13 protein-coding genes are annotated in these 19,609 nt (G+C 73.5%); 8 read left to right on the top strand and 5 right to left on the bottom strand.

Going from position 1 to position 19,609, the window contains the following annotated elements; genetic code table 11:
* The first annotated feature begins 137 nt into the window (after window positions 1-137).
* Window positions 138-2,063 (top strand): hypothetical protein, encoded by a 1,926-nt coding sequence (locus O7604_RS01505; protein WP_281578652.1) that lies wholly within the window; start codon window positions 138-140, stop codon window positions 2,061-2,063.
* The gene (locus tag O7604_RS01500) at window positions 2,021-3,805 is read left to right on the top strand and encodes a hypothetical protein (protein WP_348651000.1); all 1,785 of its coding nucleotides are present in this window, start codon (window positions 2,021-2,023) and stop codon (window positions 3,803-3,805) included. Before O7604_RS01505 ends, O7604_RS01500 begins: the two co-directional genes overlap by 43 nt.
* Window positions 3,806-3,815: 10 nt before the next feature.
* Here the strand turns inward: O7604_RS01500 and O7604_RS01495 are convergent, their stop codons facing one another.
* Window positions 3,816-5,672: a hypothetical protein gene (locus O7604_RS01495; RefSeq protein WP_269706891.1), complete on the bottom strand. Its 1,857-nt coding sequence runs from the start codon at window positions 5,670-5,672 to the stop codon at window positions 3,816-3,818.
* 106 nt (window positions 5,673-5,778) lie between these two features.
* Between O7604_RS01495 and O7604_RS01490 the strand changes: the two genes are divergently transcribed.
* Window positions 5,779-7,035 carry a PQQ-binding-like beta-propeller repeat protein gene (locus tag O7604_RS01490; RefSeq protein WP_281578650.1) on the top strand — a complete coding sequence of 419 codons (1,257 nt, stop codon included), beginning with the start codon at window positions 5,779-5,781 and terminating at the stop codon, window positions 7,033-7,035.
* Window positions 7,032-8,324, top strand: a complete 1,293-nt coding sequence (locus O7604_RS01485) for a PQQ-binding-like beta-propeller repeat protein (RefSeq protein ID WP_281578649.1) — start codon at window positions 7,032-7,034, stop codon at window positions 8,322-8,324. The genes O7604_RS01490 and O7604_RS01485 overlap by 4 nt, the downstream gene beginning before the upstream one ends.
* On the opposite strand, the gene O7604_RS01480 is transcribed toward O7604_RS01485, so the two are convergent.
* Window positions 8,325-9,521: a peptidase C39 family protein gene (locus tag O7604_RS01480; protein WP_281578648.1), complete on the bottom strand. Its 1,197-nt coding sequence runs from the start codon at window positions 9,519-9,521 to the stop codon at window positions 8,325-8,327.
* A gap of 515 nt (window positions 9,522-10,036) precedes the next feature.
* Between O7604_RS01480 and O7604_RS01475 the strand changes: the two genes are divergently transcribed.
* The 4 genes from O7604_RS01475 (at window position 10,037) to O7604_RS01460 (ending at window position 15,251) form a co-directional block, all read left to right on the top strand.
* On the top strand, window positions 10,037-10,705 hold the full coding sequence (locus O7604_RS01475; RefSeq protein WP_281578647.1) for a response regulator transcription factor: 669 nt from the start codon (window positions 10,037-10,039) through the stop codon (window positions 10,703-10,705).
* On the top strand, window positions 10,702-11,868 hold the full coding sequence (locus tag O7604_RS01470) for a HAMP domain-containing sensor histidine kinase (protein WP_281578646.1): 1,167 nt from the start codon (window positions 10,702-10,704) through the stop codon (window positions 11,866-11,868). Before O7604_RS01475 ends, O7604_RS01470 begins: the two co-directional genes overlap by 4 nt.
* Window positions 11,869-12,073: 205 nt before the next feature.
* The gene (locus tag O7604_RS01465; RefSeq protein ID WP_281578645.1) at window positions 12,074-14,620 is read left to right on the top strand and encodes a malectin domain-containing carbohydrate-binding protein; all 2,547 of its coding nucleotides are present in this window, start codon (window positions 12,074-12,076) and stop codon (window positions 14,618-14,620) included.
* Window positions 14,621-14,864: 244 nt separating this feature from the next.
* Window positions 14,865-15,251 (top strand): VOC family protein, encoded by a 387-nt coding sequence (locus O7604_RS01460; RefSeq protein WP_281578644.1) that lies wholly within the window; start codon window positions 14,865-14,867, stop codon window positions 15,249-15,251.
* A 57-nt stretch (window positions 15,252-15,308) separates the two neighbouring features.
* Here O7604_RS01460 and O7604_RS01455 read toward each other — a convergent pair whose 3' ends face one another.
* From O7604_RS01455 to O7604_RS01445, 3 genes are all read right to left on the bottom strand, one after another.
* On the bottom strand, window positions 15,309-16,082 hold the full coding sequence (locus O7604_RS01455) for a hypothetical protein (RefSeq protein ID WP_281578643.1): 774 nt from the start codon (window positions 16,080-16,082) through the stop codon (window positions 15,309-15,311).
* A gap of 188 nt (window positions 16,083-16,270) precedes the next feature.
* Window positions 16,271-18,337 carry a 3-hydroxyacyl-CoA dehydrogenase NAD-binding domain-containing protein gene (locus O7604_RS01450; RefSeq protein ID WP_281578642.1) on the bottom strand — a complete coding sequence of 689 codons (2,067 nt, stop codon included), beginning with the start codon at window positions 18,335-18,337 and terminating at the stop codon, window positions 16,271-16,273.
* On the bottom strand, window positions 18,334-19,527 hold the full coding sequence (locus O7604_RS01445; RefSeq protein ID WP_269701180.1) for a thiolase family protein: 1,194 nt from the start codon (window positions 19,525-19,527) through the stop codon (window positions 18,334-18,336). Before O7604_RS01445 ends, O7604_RS01450 begins: the two co-directional genes overlap by 4 nt.
* Between the last annotated feature and the right edge of the window lie 82 nt (window positions 19,528-19,609).

Here is a 19,609-nt window from a genome sequence, read left to right as displayed (position 1 = left end):
GTCGGTCGGAAGCCCACATGGTACGAGACGACCGGTCGCCCGGCCGCGCCCGGCTCACCCTTTCGGCCGATCGGCCACTGCGGAACGTGACGGGCGATTCGGGTATCAATATCCGGCTCCGGTAGACTCCGCCGACTGTGACGCCTGCCGAGACCCGCGGCGCCTCGACGCCGACCGCCGCCGCCCCGACGGGCCACCGCGCCGTCACCCTGGACCCACCACCGCTCACCGTCGCCGACGCGCCGGAGCGGGCGACCACGCCGGAGGCGCCGGCCGAACCGGAGGCGCCGGCCACGCCGGGCGCGCGGCGCGCGCGCCGGTGGCGGTGGACCCGCCGCCGGATCGACCTCACGGTGTACGGCGGATTCCTGCTCGCCGCGATCTGGGTCACCAGCGGCATCTGGGTCGACCCGGCCGGACGGGTCGCCGCGCTCTACAGCAGCGACCCGGCGCAGGTGCAGTTCTTCCTGGCCCACTCGGTGCGGGTGGTGCTGCACGGCGAGTTCCCGTTCTTCACCGAGCAGTTCAACTACCCCGACGGCGTCAACCTGATGGCGAACACCGCCATCCTGGCGCTGGGCATCCCGATGGTGCCGGTGACCCTCCTGTTCGGACCGGCGGTCTCCTTCGTCACGCTGGTCACGCTCGGCCTGGCCGGCACCGCCGCCGCCTGGTACCGGGTGCTGTCGCGGCACCTGATCCGGCACCGGCCGGCCGCCGCGGCGGCGGCCTGGTTCTGCGGGTTCTCACCGGCCATGCTGTCGCACGCCAACTGGCATCCGAACATCATCAGCCAGTTCCTGCTGCCGTTCATCGTGTGGCGGGTGCTGGTGCTGACCCGCTCGGCCCGGCCGGTCCGCGACGGCGTGCTGCTGGCGCTGCTGGTCACCGCGCAGGCGTTCATCAACGAGGAGATCCTGCTCTTCACCGCGCTCGCGCTGGGTGTGTTCCTGATCGCCGTGGTGGTGCAGCAGCGTGAACGGTGGACGACCGCCTGGCGGCCGCTCGGCACCGGGCTGGCGGTCTGCGCGGTGCTGGCCGGGGCGCTGCTGGCGTACCCGCTGTGGGTGCAGTTCGCCGGGCCGATGGCGTACCACGGGCTCAGCGACGCGGTGCGCGACTACGGCAACGACATCGCCGCGTTCTTCGCGCCCGGCTCGCCCACGTTCGGCGGCAACGAACGCGCCAACGTCAACTTGGCGCCGAACTACTCGGAGGAGAACGCGTTCTTCGGCTGGAGCCTGTCGCTGCTCGTCGTGGGCATCGTGGTGTGGCTGCGACGGGACGTGATCGTCCGTGCGCTCGCCGCCACCGGGCTGTTCTTCGCCGTGCTCTCCCTCGGCGAGCGGATCTCCTGGTGGGACCGGGAGATCGCCACCGGCCCGTGGGAGTGGCTGGTACGGCTGCCGCTGCTCGACGCCGTGGTGCCGACCCGCTTCGGCCTGATCACCGGCGTGACGGTGGCGATCCTGCTCGCGTACGCGGTCCGTCGCGCCTGGGCGCTGCGCGGCGTGGACCGGCGGACCGCCCGCAAGCTCACCGCCGCGGGCCTGGTCCTCGCGCTGCTGCCGATCGCGCCGATGCCGTTGCAGGTGACCACGCGGGAGCCGGTGCCGGAGTTCATCACCGCCGACCGGTGGCGCAAGTACGTCGGGCCGGACCAGACGCTGGTCTCCGTGCCGGTGCCCGCGATGGGCAACACCGACCCGATGCGCTGGGCGGCCAGCACCAACCTCGACTTCAAGATCCCCGGCGGCTACTTCCTCGCGCCCCGCAACGGCGTCACCGGCGACCCCGGGCGCTTCGGCGGACGCCCCAGCGGCATCGGCGAGATGCTGCGGGAGGTATCGTCCACCGGCCGCACGCCGAAGCTGGACGACCGGCAGCGCCGTCGCTACCTGGACGAACTGCGGCACTGGAACGCGGCGGTGGTGGTGCTGCCGCGTGACGAGCAGAACGCCGAGCCGCTGCGCCGCACCGTGGAGCAGCTGGTCGGCCCCGGACGGCAGGAGCTGGACGTGTGGCTGTGGGACGTGCGGAAACTGACCAGCCGGTCCGCCTGACCGAACCGGCGGTCCCCGCCCCCGCGCCCCGACGCCGCCGGCCCCGCCCGGCCGACGTGCTCGTGGTGGGCGGCTACCTCGGTCTCGCCGTCCTGCTCACCACCGGCCAGTGGCGCCGGCCGGAACGGCTGTTCCACCAGGCCGGCGACCAGATGCTGTTCGAGTGGATGCTGGCCCGGGCCGCCCGCGCGGTGACCGGCGGCGAGAATCCGCTCTGGAGCGGCGCGCTGAACGCCCCGGACGAGGTGAACCTGATGGCGAACACCTCGGTCCTCGGGCTGGGCGTGCCGCTCACCCCGGTCACCGTCGTCTTCGGCTCCCAGGCGGCCTTCCTGGTCGCCGTGACGCTCAGCCTCGCCGGCACCGCCACCGCCTGGTACGCGCTGCTCGCCCGCCGGCTGGTCCGCTCCCGGGCCGCCGCCGCGGTGGGCGGCCTGTTCTGCGGCTTCGCCCCGGGCATGGTGGCGCAGGCCGGGGCGCACCTGCACATGGCCGCCCAGTTCCTGGTGCCGGTGATCCTCGCGCTGGTGTTCCGCCCGGCCACCGGCCGGATCCGGCGCGACGGCGTGCTGCTCGGGCTCGCCGTCGCGTACCAGGTGTTCCTCGGCGAGGAGGTGCTGGTCTTCCTGGCGCTGGCCGCCGGGGTGTTCGCCGGGGCGTACGCGCTCGCCGACCGGGCCGCCGCGCGCCGGCTGGCACCGGTGGTGGCCCGCCGGCTGGGCATCGGCGCGCTGGTGGCGGGCGTGCTGCTGGCGTACCCGCTGTGGTTCCAGTTCGCCGGGCCGGGCCACTACCGGGGGATGCCGTTCCACACCGAGGGCTACCGGCTGGACGTGGTCTCGTTCGTCACCACCGCCCGGCAGAGCGTCGCCGGGGACGCCCGCCGCGCCGGGCTGCTGTCGCCGAACCCGACCGAGCAGAACTCGTTCTTCGGCCCGTTCCTGCCGCTGCTGGCCGTACTCGTGGTGGTGCGGCTGTGGCGGCGGCCGCTGGTGCGCGCGCTCGCCGCGTGCGGCCTGCTGTTCGCGCTGCTGTCGCTCGGTTCCCCGATGGTGGTGAACCGGCACGACACCGGGCTGCCCGGCCCGTACCGCCTGCTCGCCGGGGTGCCGCTGCTGGACCTGGTGGTGCCGGCACGCTTCGCGCTGGTCTGCGTACCCGTGCTCGGGGTGCTGCTGGCGCTGGCGCTGGACCGGGTCCGGCGCGGCGGCGTCCGTACCTGGGCGCCGTGGGCCGGCGCGGTCGCCGCGGCGCTGCTGCCGCTGGCGCCGACGCCGATCCGCACGGTGCCGGTCGCGCCGGTCCCGGCCGTGGTGTCCGGCGGCGGCTGGCGGGAGTACGTGCCGGCGGGCCGGACGCTGGTGCCGGTGCCGCCGGTGACCGGGGCGGCGGTCAGCCCGGCCATGTTCTGGTCGGCGCGCACCGCGCTCGCGTTCGACGCGCCGGGCGGCTACTTCATCGGCCCGCGCTCGGCGGACGACCCGGCCGCCCGCTGGGGCGCGCCGGACCGGCCCACGTCGCTGCTGCTGCGCCGGGCTGCCGAGACCGGCCGGGTGCCGCCGGTCGGCGAGACGGAACGCCGGCAGGCGGTCGACGACCTGCGGCACTGGCGGGCGGCGGCGCTGGTGCAGGCCGACTCGTCACCCGGCGACCCGGTACGCGCCACAGTGGACTCGCTCGTCGGGCCCGGCCGGGACGTGCCGGGCGGGTATCTGTGGGACGTCCGCCCGCTCGTCGGCTGACCCGGCGGACTCACACCCGGTCGCGGACGTCCCAGATCCACACGTCGTCGACCCGCTGCGGCGGGCCGAGCAGCTCGGCCATCAGGTCGCGCAGCACGGCCTCGCGCGGGCCGGACCCGAGCACCACCACCGAGGCCCGCCAGAAGCGCAGGTCCTCCACGGCCTGGCGGCGGTTCTCCTCGGTGATCTCCGGTACCACGTTGGCGTCCATCGTGGAGTAGATGAGCGTGCTGGTGGGGCGGTTCGGGGCGCCGAAGACGCCCTCGCCGCGCTCGTTCGGGCCGATGAAGTAGCCGCCCGGGATCGGGAACTCGTGCCCGGTCAGCGCGCTCCAGCGCAGCGTGTGCAGCCCGTGCACGTTGCTCGGAATGGGCACCGGCACGAGCGTGCGGCCCTCCGGCACGTACGGCCGCCAGCCGCCCGCGGTGATGAAGTGCGGCGGCGGGTCGATCCGCTCTGCCGGCAGCGGACGCGGGATCAGCGGAACCACGGCGGCGGCGATGGCGACGAGCCCGGCCAGGCGAAGCACCCTGCGGCGCCGCTCGCGCGGGTCCGTCCCGTCGTGGCCGTCGGCCGCGCCGTCGTCGTCGCCGGCGCGGGGGGCGGGCACCGGCGGGCGACCGGCACCGGCGAGCGTGTCCCACGCCAGGGCGAGCAGGACACCGACGGCGGCCACCACGACCAGGCTCAACCGCGTCGGCATCATCATCTCGACCAGCGGCAGGTCGTCCGGCACGTACGCCCACGGGCCGTCGATGTCGGTCTCCGCGCCGTTGAACCGGACGACCGGGCCGATCGAGGCGATCGTGAACAGCACCACCAGCACGGCCAGGATCCGTGCCGGCACCGACCGGCGGACCAGCAGCACCAGCGCGGCCAGCGCCACCAGCACCAGCGGCCAGCCGAACCAGGTGTTCTGCTCGGTCAGCCCGATGGTCTTCTCCACCGCCTCGTCGCCGGCGATCGTGTCCCGGGCGAACGTGACGAAGGCGACCAGGTCCTCGCCCCAGTTGTGGAAGACGCCGCCCTGCAACCCGCGGTAGGACTGCGGGCCGTTGAACTGGAACCAGATCGGGTACGCGGTCAGCAGCAGCGCCAGGCCGCCGCCGAGACCGAGCGCGGCCAGGAACGACCCGGCGCGTTCGCGGGCCGCGCGGGGCCGCTGCACCGCGTACGCCACCACGACGACCAGGCAGGCCAGCGCGGTGAGCAGCAGCATCTCCTCGTTGATGAAGATCTGGTACGCCACCAGCAACCCGAGCGCCAGCCCGTTGCGCCGCCAGCGGCCCGGCTCGCCCAGCCGCAGCACCCGGGCCACGATCAGCGGCAGCAGGAAGTTCGACACGAAGTTGGGCTGACCGTTGGCGTGGTGCACGATGCCCGGCGCGAAACCGAGGAACGCGCCGCCGACGAACGCCCCGGCCCGGGACCGGACCAGGTGCCGGGACAGCACCCAGTACGACGTGGCGGCGGTGGCGGACAGCGCGGCGCCCAGGTAGAGCGCGTACATCACCTGCGGGCCGAGCAGTAGCGTCAGCGGCGCCAGCGGCAGCGTCACCCCGAGCAGCGAGGTGTTCGCCATCATGTTCACCCCGTCCGGCGCGTTCTGCCGGGTGGTGAAGAGCGGGTTCTCCAGGTGCTGCACCGAGTACGCGCCGTGCGCGAACAGCCACTCGAACCAGCTGTGGTCGGTGGGCAGGTGCGAGGAGACCCGGTTCTCGACGTCGCCCCAGTAGTTGAGGCAGACGAGAACGCCGAGCAACACATAGGCTCCGATGGCCAGCACGTCGGCGCGGGCCGGCCGGCGACGGGCGCGGCGTGGCGGGTCGGCCACGACGGCGTCCGCCTCGACGGACGAGGGGTTCAACGAGGGGTCCACCACGGGCACGGCCACGACGCGCCATCGTACAGGCGGTTCGTCACACGGCCGGTCACGGTCGGGCGGCGGCTCGGCGCGCGGGAGAGGGATGGTCGTGACCGTCATCGATCTGGGGGAGCTGCGCGACGAGGCACCGCCAGGTCCGGCGCCCCGCCCTCCGCGCGCCGTCGGACGGCCGTTCCGCGTCCTGGTGGTGCTGCTGGTGGCGTTGCTCACGCTCACCGCCGCGGCGCCGCCGCGATCTCCGGTCGAGTGGACACTGCCCGGCGGGCTGGGATCGGCCGTGTTCGCCTCCGGCGACGCGGTGTACGTGGTGCGGCCGGATCGCGGGAGCGCCGGCGGCGGGCGGGAAGTCGTCGCGTACCGGGACGGCCGGGAGCGGTGGCGCAGCCCGCTGCCCGGTTCCGGCACCGTCGTGTCGGTGTGGGAGCAGGACGGCCGGGTGATCGTGGCCGGCCGGAGCGTCGACGACACGGACTGGCAGACGGTCACCTACGACGCGGTCACCGGCGCGGACGTCTGGCGCCGGCCCGGGATCGCGTTCGCGGTGGGCCGGGTGCTGCTGATGCAGTCGGCCGTCTCCGACACCAGTACGTCGATCATGGAGGTGGACCCGGCCGACGGCCGTACGGTGTGGACGGCGCAGATGACGGGCGCGCTGGGTTTCGACTTCGAGCCGACCGGGCCGGTACGCATGGTGTTGTCCCCGGCGACCGGGCAGACGGTGGTCGTGGACGGCCGCACCGGCGCGCGACTGGTTGCCCGGGACCTGCACCCGGTACCACGGCCCGGGCCACGCCGGTTGCAGATCGCCCGCGGACTGCTGCTGGAGTTCCGCGACGGCGACGGCGCCATCGAGGCGTACGACCTGGACACCCTCCGGCCGCGCTGGACCGTCGCGCGGAAGCTCGTCGGCCACGTCGAGAGCTGTGGCGCCCTGCTCTGCGCCGTCGGGCTGGCCGGCGGGATGACCGCGCTCGACCCGGCGAGCGGCGCCGTGCGCTGGAGCGTGGACCGGTGGGCGGGCGTGTCGGCGGAGCGCGGCGGCCGGCTGCTCGTCGGCGTCCCCGACACCGACCTCGACGCCGGCCTGGCGGTGCTCGACCAGCAGGACGGGCGACTGATCGCTGACCTCAGCGGCTGGACCCTGGTCCCGCAGCACGAGTCCGGCGGCCCGCTGTTGGCGACACGCCCGCTGGGCGGCGGCCGGCAACTCCTGGCCGATCTGAACCTGTCCGGTGATCCGCCCTCGACCCGGGGCACGTTCACCGGCACCGGCTGCACCACCGGTGTGACAGTGCTGGTCTGCCGGCGGCCTGGCGGCGACTACATGGTGCGGCGGCTGACGTGAGCCCGGTGATCGAACTGGGGGAGATGCGGCACGGCGAGTCCGCCGACGAGCCGGCCCCCGCGCCGCCCCGCCGGCCGCCCGGCCCCACGGCGCGGGTGGCGCTGCTCGGCTGCCTGGTGCTGCTCGTGGTCACCGCTGCTGCCGGGCCGCCGCGACGGCCCGAGCCGGTCCGGCTGCCCGCCCCGCAGGGCGCGGCGTTCGTGGTCCTGGCGGATCGGGTGGTGGTGGCCGACGGCCCGGGCGCGATCGGCCGGGGTGGCCGGGTGGTCGCCGCGTACCGGCTGCCCGGTGGGGAACCGGCGTGGCGGTTCGCCCTGACCGACGGCGACCACGTGCTCGGCCTCACCGCAGTGGCCGGGGGACTGCTGGTGACGAGCAGCCCGGCCGGGGACGGCGACTCCGTGTCGGCCATGCTCGACCCGGTCACCGGCACGCTGCGCTGGCGGCATCCCGGCTACCCGGTCCGGACCGCATCGGGCGGGCTGCTGCTGGAGAACCCCCGCCCGCCCGGTGCGGGCACCGTGCGGGCCGTGGACCCGGCCTCCGGCGCGGTGCGGTGGACGTTGCGCGTGCCGGGTCAGGAGGTGGGGTACCGCCGCGACGACCACGGGGTCACGCAGCTCGTGCTGGTCACCCCGCAGGGCCGGGTGACCGTGTACGACGCGGACTCCGGCACGGTCGCGCACACCGGCCGGGTGGCGCCCGCAGCCGATCGCGCCGCCTACCGGTACGCGCAGGTCGTGGCCGACCTCCTGCTGGTCGAGGACGCCCGGGGCACGGTCACCGGGTACGGCCTGGACCGGCTCGACGAGCGGTGGAGCCTGCCGGTCGGCTCCCGCGCCGGGCTCTGGTTCGCCGACTGCGCCGGGATGGTGTGCCTGCGCGACCAGGTGGGCGGCGCCCAGGCCCTCGACCCGGCCACCGGCCGCCCGGCCTGGACCGACGAGCGCTGGCTGGGGATGGGACCGGTCGGCGACCGGCTCATCGCCGCCGAACGCGGCGTAGGGGAGGAGCTGGAACTGTCGGCGCTGGACCCGCCGACCGGCCGCGTGCTGGCCCGGCTGGGCCGCTGGCGCGTCTCCGGCAGCGACCTCCCGTCCGGGCCGCTGCTCGGCCTGCGCACGCTCACCGAGGATCGCACGCTCGTCGGCGCGCTGGACGTGGCGGCCGGGCAGGTGTGGATCCGGGGGATCCTGCCCGGCGCGTGGTCCGAGTGCGCCGACACGGGTACGGAACTGGTGTGCCTGCGTCCGACCGGCGGCATGGCGATCTGGCCGGTCGGCAGATGATCACCAGTTGGCCTGCGCGGGAGGTGGCGGCAGCGGCGTCGACTCCGGCCGCAGCACGTACGCGATCCCGCCGCTGCCCGCCTGCCAGGCGTTCTCGAACGGCGCGCGCGGCACGGTGCGGCGCACCCGCTCGTCGTCCGGGGCGTACGGGTCGTTCAGCACCGGGTCGCCGCCGGCGGTGAAGCCGGCCAGCACCATGAGATGTCCCCGGGTGTCGTAGTCCAGGCCGGGCACCTGGCCGGCGGTGAACGCGGCCGAGACGATCAGCGGGATGCCGGCGGCCACGAACCGTTCCGCCTCGGCCAGCGAGCGCAGCCGGGTGACGAGGGCGTCCACCCCGTGCGTCGCCGCGTAGGCGGTGTTGAACGGCCAGTTGCCGGGCCCGCCGTAGGCGTGGTCGTAGCAGTGCCGGGCCGCGTGGACCACCTGCGGGCGAGGGCCGGGCGGCGCCACCCAGGCGTACCGGTCGGGAGCGGGACCGGCACCCCAGAAGTCGAGCACCATCGCCACGCAGGTGGGGCTGCACCAGGAGTCGCCACCGCCACCCCAGCGGGTCTCCCCGGCGGCGGCGTGCAGTCGCTGCGCGTAGCGCGGCACGTCCAGCACCCGTCCCCACGCGGCGCCCGGCCGAAGCGTGTCGTCGGCGTCCGCGCCGGTGGCGGGCGGGTCGGTGGAGGCGACCACACCCACGGTGCGCAGCACCGGACCGGCGGGCGCGTCGAGCCGGCGCAACAGGGTCACCCGGACCTGCCAGCCGGTCACCGTCGTCCCGGTCACCCGCAGCGTGTCGCCGGCGACCCGCGCCCGGTCGTCCTCCTGCCCGGGTACGGAGGCGCGGTGCACCGTGCTGTCGTCGGCGGCCCAGTGGCCCAGCTCGTACCAGCCGGTGGTGGCCGTACCGTCGCCCCAGCCGCGCAGCTCGATCCGCAGCCAGCACCCGGGTGGGGCGTCGGCGGTCCAGGAGGGCACCAGCTCGGTCACGGCGAAGCCGGCGGGCGTCACGGGGGAGGTCCAGGCGCCGGCGGCGTACTCGGCCGTGGTCCCGGAGTGCGGGTCGGTGTGCGTGACCCGGCCGGCATCGCCGTCGAGCGTCAGGCCGTCCGGCCCGGCGCGCAGCCCGTCCGCACGACCTCGGTCCCGGTCCGCCGGGAAGTGGAACCGGCGGTACGCGATGTCGCGGCCGCTCGCGCCACTCATGCCGCTCATCGGGAACCCGCCCGGCGTGGACGCGGCCCGTTGCTGGTGCGCATGTCGATCATCGCCGCCGAGCATCGCGTACCCGAAGGTTTTCTGCAACGGCCGCCCGCGCCGCCGACCGCAACCCACCGGCGTGCCGTGCCGTGACCGAACGTAGTCGCAACCCACCCCGGCAGGGTTGCCCCCGCGCCCCCTTTGCTCTGCAGCCGTCGACGCAGCGGTGACCCACGGCTACCGCTGCGCATGAGGCTGCAGAGCAAAGGGGCGTGAGGGGTGTACCCGGCGGTGCGCGCCGGTCGACCGTTTCTCCTGGTCGAGGCGATTTGGATCGCTGGGCGTTCGAGGTGGCTCGGTGAGCGCCGGTCACGGTGTGTGACGCAAACCTGAAGCGGCCTCGGGGCTACGCAAAGTGGCAATCGTTGTCCGCGAGGCGGCCGCGCCGGAGATCGGCTCCTCCGGCGGCCGGTTTTGCCCGCCGCACTAGGTTGTCAGGGGTCACGAGGTGGGAGGCCGGGATGCGGGTACTGGTGGTCGAGGACGAGCGCAACCTCGCCGACGCGATCGCGCGCGGGCTGCGCAAGCGCGGGATGGCCGTCGACGTCGCCTACGACGGCAACGCCGGGCACGAGGCGGCGTTCGTCACCCGCTACGACGTGGTGATCCTGGACCGCGACCTGCCCGGCGTGCACGGCGACCGGATCTGCGCCGACCTGGCCGCCTCCGGCGCGCTGACCCGGGTGCTGATGCTGACCGCCAGCGGCACCGTCGCCGACCGGGTGGAGGGGCTGCAGCTCGGCGCCGACGACTACCTGGCCAAGCCGTTCGCGTTCGACGAGCTGGTGGCCCGGGTGCAGGCGCTCGGCCGCCGCGCCACCCCGGCCGCGCCGCCGGTGCTGGAGGTGGCCGATCTGGTGCTCGACCCGGCCCGCCGGGTGGTGAGCCGTGGCGGCGTGCCGCTCGACCTCACCAACAAGGAGTTCGGCGTGCTCGCCGAGCTGCTCAAGGCGCGCGGCGCGGTGGTGTCCAGCGAGGAACTGCTGGAACGGGTGTGGGACGCCAACACCGACCCGTTCACCACGATCGTCCGGGTCACCGTGATGACACTGCGCAAGAAGCTCGGCGACCCGCCGCTCATCGACACGGTCGTGGGCGCGGGGTACCGCATCGGTGGGGTACGGCAGTGAGCGCGCCGGCCACGCGCCGGGTACGGCCGACGCTGCGACTGCGGCTGACCCTGCTCAACGGCGTGCTGCTGGTCGGCGCCGGGGCGATCCTGGTGCTGCTGGCCTGGCTGCTGGTCCGCGACGCGCTGCGCCCCACCGACGAGCTGCTACCCGGCACCACAGTGGTGCTCAGCGACGGGCGCACCCTCGACGCCGGGCAGTGGCAGCGGCAACTGGTCGACGCCGCGTCACAGGAACTGCTGGTCAAGGGGCTGCTCGCGCTGGCGGCGATCAGCGTGGTCGGGGTGGCCGGGGCGTACCTGGTGGCCGGGCGGGCGCTGCGCCCGCTGCACCAGGTCACCGCCACCGCCCGTCGGCTCGGCGAGGCCACGCTCGACGAGCGGATCGGCTGGTCCGGCGCCGACGACGAGGTGGCCGAACTGGCCGAGACGTTCGACGCGATGCTGGACCGGATCAGCGGCGCGTTCGAGGCGCAGAAACGGTTCGTCGCGAACGCCTCGCACGAGCTGCGGACCCCGCTGGCCGTGATGCGTACCGAAATCGACGTGACGCTCAGCGACGACGACGCCGACCTCGCCGAATACCGCCGCATGGCCGGCGTGGTGCGCGACGCCTCCGAGCGCGCCAACGGCCTGGTCGACGCGCTGCTGGTGCTGGCGCGCAGCGAGGCGCAGACCGGCCGGCGGCTGGCCCGGCGCGCCGAGTCGGACCTCGCCATCGGTACGGCGAACGCGCTGTCAGCGGTCTCCCGCGAGGTGGAGCGCATCGGCCTGAAGGTGCACACGTCGCTGCGGCCGGCGCCGGTGGTCGGCGACCCCGGCCTGCTCGACCGGCTCGCCGGCAACCTGGTGGAGAACGCGGTGCGCTACAACCACCTGCACGGCCGGATCTGGATCCGCACCGGCACCGACGGGGAACGGTCCTGGCTGGTGGTGGGGAACACCGGCTTCGAGGTCGCCCCGGCCGACGTACCCGGGCTGTTCGAGCCGTTCCGGCGCGGCGGCCAGGAACGCACCGGCGCGCGCGGCTCCGGTCTCGGCCTGTCGATCGTGCGGGCCGTCAGCGACGCGCACGGGGGCACGGTGAAGGCGGTCGCCCAGCCCGGCGGCGGCCTGGAGGTGACAGTCACGCTTCCGTCGGCCGACCCGGCGGCGGCCACCTGACACGCCGACCCGGCCCGTCCGGCCGGTGAGGCGCCCTCATCTTTTCGTGCGGACGGCCTCGGCTGTCCTGGCCGGACCCGACGGTGGTCGGTCCCGGCGGCACGGTGGTCGGGCAGAATGCGCCGCTCACGCTGGACGCGGAGCCGGGGATCAACCGAGAGTAAGCGCAGCGACGCCTCACCCTGCTCACCCACCGGAGCTGCCCGTGACCCACCACTCGGCCCCGCGCCGCCGCCGTCTTCTCGCGGTCCTCACCGCCGGCGCCCTCACCGTCGCCGGACTCTCTCCGGCCACGCCCGCGGCCGCCGCCGCGCCCGGCCACGACAAAGTGGTCCACACCGTTCCCTCCGCCGCCTCACCCGACGTGCAGGACGGCTCGGTCGACGCGATCCACGACGCCGGCACGAAGATCATCGCGGGCGGCTCCTTCACCCGGGTGCAGAACCGCAACTCCGACGTCGACATCCCCCGGAACTACCTGCTCGCCTTCGACAAGGCCACCGGACAGGTGGACACGGCGTTCGCACCCACGCTCGACAACGAGGTGACAGCGGTCGTCGCCGGCCCCACGGCGGGCACGGTCTTCGTGGCCGGCAAGTTCAACACCGTCAACGGCGTGACCCGGCGCAAGGTCGCCCTGCTCGACGTCGCCACCGGGGCGGTCGTCACCAGCTTCGCGCCGCCGGCGTTCAACGGGCTGGTCAAGGACATCGCGCTGGTCGGCAACCGGCTGCTGGTCGGCGGCATCTTCACCACGGCCGGCAACCCCAACCCGCGCGGCGGGCTCGCCTCGCTCAACGCCACCACCGGCGCGGTCGACAGCTACCTCACCACGACGCTGACCGAGAACCACAACTGGGACGGCGTCAGCGGCGCCAAGGCCGGCGTGGGCGCGGAGAAGCTGGCCGTCTCGCCGGACGGCACGCAGCTCGTCGTCATCGGCAACTTCAAGAACGCCGACGGGGTCCTGCACGACCAGATCGTCAAGATCGACCTCGGTGCCACCGCCGCCACCGTCGCGGACTGGAACACGGCCCGCTACACGCCGCGTTGCAAGTGGCAGTCGTTCGACTCGTACGTCCGGGACGTCGCGTTCTCCCCGGACAACAGCTACTTCGTGGTGGTCACCACCGGCGCCCCCTACAGCGGCACGCTCTGCGACACCGCGGCCCGCTGGGAGGCCGGCGCGACCGGTGCCAACCTCCAGCCGACGTGGGTCGACTACAGCGGCGGCGACACGTTCCTGTCCGTCGGCATCAGCGAGCAGGCGGTGTACGTCGGCGGTCACCTCCGCTGGCTCAACAACACCACGGGCACCGACAACGCCCGGGCCGGCGCGGTCGGCCGGGCCAGCATCGCCGCGCTCGACCCGGTCAACGGCCTGCCGCTGTCCTGGAACCCGGGCCGGCACCCGCGCGGCATCGGCGCGTCCGAGATGCTCGTCACCGAGTCCGGGCTCTGGATCGGCGGCGACACGCTCTGGATCGGCAACTTCCAGTACCGCCGGGAGCGGATCGCGTTCTTCCCGCTGGCCGGCGGCAAGGCGCCGCACCCGACCACCACCGCGACACTGCCCGGCAACGTCTACCAGGCCGGCCTGCCGCAGCCGACGAACGTGCTGTACCGGGTGAACGCGGGCGGCTCGGCCGTCGCCTCCACCGACGGCGGGCCGGACTGGTCGGCCGACACCAACTCCAGCCCCAGCCCGTACCGCAACTCCGGCAGCAGCGCCTCCAGCTACACGACGCCCGCGAGCCTGGACTCGACGGTGCCGGCCGGCACCCCGGCCCAGCTCTACAACGACGAGCGGTACGACCCGTCCGGCGGCGCGGAGATGGCGTGGCAGTTCCCGGTGCCCACCGGCACCGAGGTGCACGTGCGGCTGTACATGGCCAACCGGTACGCGGGCACCTCCACGGCCGGCACCCGGATCTTCGACGTGGCGCTGGAAGGCGGAGTCGTCCTCGACGACCTCGACCTGTCCGCCGCCGCCGGGCACAACGTGGGCACCATGCGGGAGTTCACGGTGGTCAGCGACGGCTCGATCGACATCGAGTTCCGTCACGTGCGGGAGAACCCGCTCGTCAACGCCGTCGAGATCGTCAAGACCGGGCCCCCGCCCACCGGCAGCGCCACGCCGGTGCAGGTGCGCTCGTACGACGGGCAGAGCGCCGTCGGCGCGCCGGACCCGGTGGCGGACCCGGACGGGACCGTCTGGACGGGTGGGCGTGGCGCCTTCTGGGTCGGCGGGACGGTGTTCTACGGCGCCGACGGCGCGCTGTACCGGCGCACGTTCGACGGGACCACGTTCGGCACGCCGGAACTGGTGGACCCGTACCACGACCCGTACTGGGACAACGTGATCACCAACTCCGGACCGACCGGGCAGACGTACGTCGGCGCGACCACCGGCTTCTACGCCGAGATCCCGAACGTGACCGGCATGCTCTACCGGGACGGGCGGCTCTACTACTCGCTGTCCGGGCAGAACGGCCTGTTCTGGCGCTGGTTCACGCCGGACAGCGGCGTGGTCGGCGCCGACCGGTTCACCGTGGCCGGGGCGAGCGGGTTCGCCGACGCGGGTGCGATCTTCGTCGCCGGCACCACGCTCTACAAGGTGAACCGCAACACCGGTGACCTGTCCGCCACCGACTGGACGAACGCCGTTCCGTCGGCGTCGTTCACGGTGCGCAGCGGCCCGGGGGTCGACGGCGTCGACTGGCGCGCGAAGGCGGTGTTCGTCGGCCCGTAAGGAAGGGCACCTTCTTAACGTCTCCGGTAGAGGAAGGGCCCCTTGTTAACACCTCGCTGTTAACAAGGGGCCCTTCCTTGCGCGGGTGGGGTTGTGTGCGCCGTGGGGCGGTGGAATGATCAACCGGGTCAGCTCGAGTGTGGAAGGGGGTGTGGTCGATGTCCGTCGTGAACAGTCCCGCGCCCCGCGTTCCCCGCTGACGTTCCCACTGTGCCGGGGCGCGTTCCCCACAGGAGGAAGCACCGTGAGTGCACAGATCCACTGCGTGACCGTCGAGTCCGACGACCCGTACGTCCTGGCCGGCTGGTGGGCCCGCGTGCTCGACCGCCGGCTCGCCGACGACGACCACCCGGGCGACCCGGAGGCGGTCCTCGTCGCACCCGACGGGGACGGCCCCGACCTGCTGTTCGTCCAGGTGGGCGAGCGGCACGGCAAGGGTGCCTTCCACATCGACCTGCACGCGGCCGAGGGCACCCGGGACGAGGAGGTGACGCGGCTGCGCGACCTCGGCGCCACGGTGGTGGCCGACCGGCGCCGGCCGGACGGGACCGGCTGGGTGGTGCTGGCCGACCCGGAGGGCAACGAGTTCTGCGTCTGCCGGAGCCACGCGGAACGAGCCGCGTCCGCCTGATCCGGAAACGACACCGGGCCCCCGCCGTGACGGCGGGGGCCCGGTGCGTGACAGGTGTCAGTCCTGCTTCTCGATCTCGCCGCGCATCGTCACGAACTCCGACTCGAGCTCGGCCGCGGACTTGAAGTAGACCACCACCATGCCGAGGCTGCCCCGGTCGACCCAGATGCACACCGCCACCGGCACGTCCGACGCCTTGCCGTCGGAGCACTTGGCGTCGCCGCCCAGCGGGCCCGCGTCGACCGTCTTGAAGTCCTTGGTCGCCAGGTCCGGGGTGACCGCCGCGGTGGCGTCGGCCAGCTCCTTCTTCGGGTCGGCGATGACGCCGGACACCGCGGCGATCATGACCAGGTCCTTCTTGGCCGGGTCGCCGTAGAAGGCGCCGACGGTGCTGGTCGCGTCCGGCACGTCCTTGCTGAGCTGGGCCTTCATCTGCGCGGCGGCGGACTGCAGCTGCGGGTCGGTGACCTTCGCCCGGCCGCCGAGCGTCTGCGGCTCGACCACGCGGGTCTTGGTGGCGGTCACCACCTCGTCGACGGTGTCCTTCGTGGCGAAGTAGGCGGCGACACCGCCGCCGACGCAGAGCACCAGGACCACGGCGAGGACGATCAGCAGGACCTTGCCCGCGCCGGACTTCTTCTTCGGCGGGACCGGCGCACCGAGCTGGCTGCCGTACTGCTGCTGCGGCGGGTAGTCGCCGCCGTACTGCTGCTGAGGAGCCTGCGGGTAGTCGCCGCCGTACTGCGGCTGCTGCGGCGGCTGGTAGCCACCGGGCTGTTGCTGGGGGGAGGGGTAGTTGCCGGGGTAGGGACTGGACGGCGGCTGGGACATGTAGGCAGCTCCTGTGAGAAAACTGGACGCGTGATCGTAGCCAGGACCACCGACAACCCGCTGTCCGCACAAGGGCGGGGACACCAAACCGCGACCTACCCGTGACCTGGGCCGCGAACGCCGATCGCGGTGGCCGCACCGTCCGGAACGGACAGCCCGACCACCGCGATCGATGCGGTGCGGTCGCCTCAGCGCAGGCTTGCCACGCCGCGCGGCAGGAACCGCTTGCCGGTCACCCGCTCGGAGGTGCCGGTCCGGTCCAGGTACGGCGTGACACCGCCCAGGTGGAACGGCCAGCCGGCACCGAGGATCATGCACAGGTCGATGTCCTGCGCCTCGGCGACGACGCCCTCGTCGAGCATGAGCCGGATCTCCTGCGCCAGCGCGTCCAGCGCGTTCTGCCGGACCTGCTCGGCGGTGAGCGGCTCGTCGCCGACCACCAGCAGCTTCGCCACCTCGTCGTTGATCTGATCGTCGACCACGATCGGCTGGCCCGAGTCGGCGATCCGCTTGAGGTTCTCGCTGACGCCGAACCGGTCCGGGAACGCCTCGTGCAGGGTGCCGCCGACGTGGTACGCCACGGCCGGCCCGACGAGCTGCAGCAGCGCCAGCGGGCGCATCGGCAGGCCCAGCGGGTCCAGCGCGCTGTTCGCCACGTCCAGCGGGGTGCCCTGGTCGACGGCCGCGAACACGGTGCCGAGGAAGCGGGTCAGCAGCCGGTTCACCACGAACGCGGGGGCGTCCTTCACCAGCACCGACGACTTCTTGAGCTGCTTGCCGACCGCGAACGCGGTGGCCAGCGTGACGTCGTCGCTCCGCTCGCCGCGGACGATCTCCAGCAGCGGCAGCACCGCGACCGGGTTGAAGAAGTGGAAGCCGACCACCCGCTCCGGGTGCTCCAGCTCGGCGGCCATCGCGGTGATGGACAGCGAGCTGGTGTTGGTGGCGAGCACCGCCTCCGGCTTGACGATCTTCTCCAGCTCGGCCCAGACCTGCTTCTTGACGCCCAGGTCCTCGAACACGGCCTCGATGACGAAGTCGGCGTCGGCGAAGACGGACTTGTCGACCGAGCCGCTGACCAGGCCGTACAGCTTGGCCGCGGTACCCTTGTCCATCCGGCCCTTGCTGACGGCCTTCTCGATCTGGGTGTGCACGTAGCCGACACCCTTGTCCACCCGGGACTGATCCAGGTCGGTCATCACGACCGGCACCTGCAGCCGCCGGGCGAACAGCAGCGCGAGCTGGCTGGCCATCAGACCGGCACCGACGATGCCGACCTTGGTGACCGGGCGGGCCAGGCCCTTGTCCGGCGCGCCGGCCGGGCGCTTGGCCCGCCGCTGCACCAGGTCGAAGGCGTACAGGCCGCTGCGCAGCTCCTCGGAGAAGACCAGGTCCGCCAGGGCCTCGTCCTCCGCCGCGGTGCCGGTGGCGAAGTCGGCGTCCTTCGCCGTCTCCAGCAGGTCCAGCGCCTTGTACGCGGACGGGACCGCGCCGTGCAGCCGCTGGTCCAGGGTCTGCCGGGCGAAGTAGAGCACGCCTGCCCACATGTCCTTGTCGACCTCGGGACGGGTGACGGCGACCTCGCCCCGGACCACGCCGGCGGCCCACTCCAGCGACCGCTCCACGAAGTCGGCCGGCTCCAGCAGCACGTCCGCGATGCCCATCTCGGCAGCCTGCTTCGGCTTGAGCATCTTGTTCTGCATCAGCGGGTTCTGGATGATCACCTGCGTCGCGGCCGGGATGCCGATCAGGTTCGGCAGCAGCTGCGTACCGCCCCAGCCGGGGATCAGGCCGAGCGAGACCTCGGGCAGCGCGAGGGCCGCCGCGCCCGCCGACAGGGTCCGGTAGTGGCAGTGCAGCGCCAGCTCCAGGCCGCCGCCCATCGCCGCGCCGTTGACGAACGCGAAGGTGGGGACGTCGCTGTCCTTGAGCCGGGCGAAGACCCGGTGGCCCAGCCGCCCGATCTCCAGCGCCTGCTCGCGGTTCTCCAGCGCGGGCAGGCCGACGATGTCCGCGCCCACGCAGAAGATGTACGGCTTGCCGGTGACCGCGATGAACGCCGGCTCCGCCGCCAGCGCGGCGGTGATCGCCTCGTCCAGGCTGGTCAGGCCGGCCGGGCCGAAGGTGTTCGGCTTGGTGTGGTCGAAGCCGTTGTCCAGGGTGATGAGGGCGGCGGGCCGGTCCAGCCCGGGTACGGACACCTGGCGCAGCAGCGCCTTGGTGACGACCTCGTTCGGTGCGGCGAGCGCGCTCACTTGTTGCCCTCCCAGTGCGGGTTCTCCCAGATCACGGTGCCGCCCATGCCGATGCCGATGCACATGGCGGTGAGGCCGTAGCGGACCTCGGGGTGCTCGGCGAACTGGCGGGCGAGCTGGGTCATCAGCCGGACGCCGGAGGACGCGAGCGGGTGACCGATGGCGATCGCGCCGCCCCACGGGTTGACCCGCGGGTCGTCGTCGGCGATGCCGAAGTGGTCGAGGAAGGCGAGCACCTGCACCGCGAACGCCTCGTTCAGCTCGAACAGGCCGATGTCGTCGATGCTCAGGCCGGCGATGCGCAGCGCCTTCTCGGTCGACGGGATCGGGCCGACGCCCATCACCTCGGGCTCGACGCCGACGAAACCGAACGACACCAGGCGCATGCCGACCGGCAGGCCCAGCTCGCGGGCGGTCTCCTCGGCCACCAGCAGCGCGGCGGTGGCGCCGTCGTTCAGGCCGGCCGCGTTACCGGCGGTGACCTTGCCGTGCGGCCGGAACGGGGTCTTCAGGCTCGCCAGCTTCTCCATCGAGGTGTCGCGGGGCGCCTCGTCCACGGTGGCCAGACCCCAGCCCGTCTCCGGGTCGCGGGTCGCCACCGGCACCAGGTCGCCCTGGAGCTTGCCGTTGGCGTACGCCTTGGCGGTCTTCTGCTGCGACGCCAGCGCGAACGCGTCGGTGCGCTCCTTGGTGATGTGCGGGACGCGGTCGTGCAGGTTCTCCGCGGTGGAGCCCATCACCAGGGCGGACGGGTCGACGAGCTTCTCCGCGACGATGCGCGGGTTGGGGTCGACGCCCTCGCCCATCGGGTGGCGGCCCATGTGCTCGACGCCGCCGGCGATGGCGACGTCGTACGCGCCCATGGCGATGCCGCTGGCCACTGTGGTGACGGCGGTCATCGCGCCGGCGCACATCCGGTCGATGGCGAAGCCGGGCACGGTCTTGGGCAGGCCGGCCAGCAGGGCGGCGGTGCGGCCGATGGTCAGGCCCTGGTCACCGATCTGGGTGGTGGCGGCGATGGCCACCTCCTCCACCTTCTCCGGCGGCAGTTGCGGGTTGCGGCGCATCAGCTCGCGGATGCAGCGGATCACCAGATCGTCGGCGCGGGTGTTGGCGTACATCCCACCCGCCTTGCCGAACGGGGTACGGACGCCGTCGACGAAGACGACATCCCGGACTTCACGGGGCACTTGGAGCCTCCCTCGGCACGGGCATTTCCCCCGGATGCTACTCGTCAGTAACCAGACGTGGCACCACCCCCCGCGTGGCCCA

Source organism: Micromonospora sp. WMMA1947 (assembly GCF_027497355.1).
GTDB lineage: Bacteria > Actinomycetota > Actinomycetes > Mycobacteriales > Micromonosporaceae > Micromonospora.
This window is presented reverse-complemented; position numbering and strand designations above follow the sequence as displayed.